Source organism: Cuniculiplasma thermophilum (assembly GCF_052315355.1).
Lineage (GTDB): Archaea > Thermoplasmatota > Thermoplasmata > Thermoplasmatales > Thermoplasmataceae > Cuniculiplasma.
Genome location: NZ_JBLSDF010000072.1, coordinates 1 through 1,586 on the forward strand (window position 1 = coordinate 1; position 1,586 = coordinate 1,586).

Below are 1,586 nucleotides of genomic sequence, written 5' to 3' on the forward strand. Positions count from 1 at the left end.
AGCATCCCCGTTCGTGATGCTGATACGGTTAACATGATCCATTGAAGCTGAAAAGGAACTCGCAAGAAATGCACAAATAACAAGAACGGCAAATACTTGAAGCAAGAGCATCTTTCTTGGAATGGGTAATTTTATCATATAAAATGGATACATGGGAAGTTTAAATGCTTTTCTCTCAATTTATTGGGATCTCTTCAACTCTTCGGGGGTAAATAATAAGCCCTCAATCATTCAAACTATGTGAATTCTGAGGAACTGTTCAGGAAACTTCTAGGCCTGGAAGAGCCGTGGATCATCAAAGAGATTAAGTTTGATCACCAGGAAAAGAGGGTAGCTATGTCCATAGATTTCCCAAGGGGATCAAGATTCCCATGCCCTGTCTGTGGACAGGCTTGTGCTGTCCACGACACCGAGGATAGGACATGGAGGCACCTGAACGTGTTCCAGTACTCCACATATGTGCATGCGGGGGAACCCAGAATAAAATGTGACCAACATGGAAAGAAGACCGTTGATCTGCCATGGGCACGAAAAGGTTCAGCATTCTCATTGCACTATGAGGCATTGATAGTTGAGATGAGCAGGTATATACCACTCATATGCGGTTGATAGGATCGTGGGAATCAATGAGGATTCTGTATGGAGGATCCTCAAACATTATGTGGATGAGGCGGGAAAGGATCAGGATCTCTCTGATCTTTCAGCGCTCGGAATAGACGAATTCTCAGTTGAGAAGCATCATGTCTATGTCACACAGTTTTAAGACATAAAGAACAGCAGGGTCATACACATCGAGGAGGGGAATGATTCCGATGTGTTCATGAAGTTCACACAGAAAAGCCCCTTTCTGGACGTGAAAAATATCCTTCATACATATCAGGAGCAAAGGAATTTTTCCCTGATTCATCCATAGTTTTTGATCATTTTCATGTCATAAAGATGATGAATGACACTCTGGACAGGATCAGGCGGAAAGAAGCAAAGGGGAACGAGATCCTCAGGCACACCAGATATGACTGGCTGAAGAATTCCTCTGATCTCACAGAGAGGGAGAGAGATCGCCTTATGTCGGTGAAATCCCTGGATCTCTATAGATCACATGCATATCACTTCAAGATTGCACTCCATAGATTATGGCAGGTGAATGCATCCATCGCAGAATCATATCTGAGAAAATGGATATCATGGGCATCCGGTCAAAGATGCCAGCTATAATCAGGCTGGGAAAAACTCTTAAGAGATATCTTAATGGCATCCTTGAGACCATAAAATCTGGAATTAATTCAGCTGTTACAGGAGGATTGAGGTTACCTTCAGAATGTTGAATAGATCGATTTTTATCATTTTGAGGCCAGACGTTCATGCATCCAATTGATGGTATGGATTAACGATTCTAAATAGATATTCCGAAAGAAAATTACTAGTATAGCGTTTCCATAATACATTTACAATTATTTATACTCAGTATCCATATCTACCTATGGTGTTCAAGCGTGTTAAGCCACACATCACCCTGACGGATGATGAGAGAAAGTATCTTGAAAGCATAACAAGATCCCGGACAGTCGAGAGGAGGATGTATGAAA

General features: G+C 41.9%; 3 protein-coding genes. All 3 read left to right on the forward strand.

All coding sequences use genetic code 11. The annotated features are described in order from the left end of the window. Nucleotides 1-240: 240 nt before the first annotated feature. The 3 genes from ACNF42_RS08615 to ACNF42_RS08625 all read left to right on the forward strand — a co-directional run bounded on the left by ACNF42_RS08615 (nt 241) and on the right by ACNF42_RS08625 (nt 1,215). On the forward strand, nt 241-609 hold the full coding sequence (locus ACNF42_RS08615) for a transposase family protein (RefSeq protein WP_443340362.1): 369 nt from the start codon (nt 241-243) through the stop codon (nt 607-609). A 7-nt stretch (nt 610-616) separates the two neighbouring features. After that, nucleotides 617-763: a hypothetical protein gene (locus ACNF42_RS08620; RefSeq protein WP_443340364.1), complete on the forward strand. Its 147-nt coding sequence runs from the start codon at nt 617-619 to the stop codon at nt 761-763. A gap of 110 nt (nt 764-873) precedes the next feature. Next, the gene (locus ACNF42_RS08625) at nt 874-1,215 is read left to right on the forward strand and encodes a transposase (RefSeq protein WP_443340365.1); all 342 of its coding nucleotides are present in this window, start codon (nt 874-876) and stop codon (nt 1,213-1,215) included. Nucleotides 1,216-1,586: the final 371 nt, after the last annotated feature.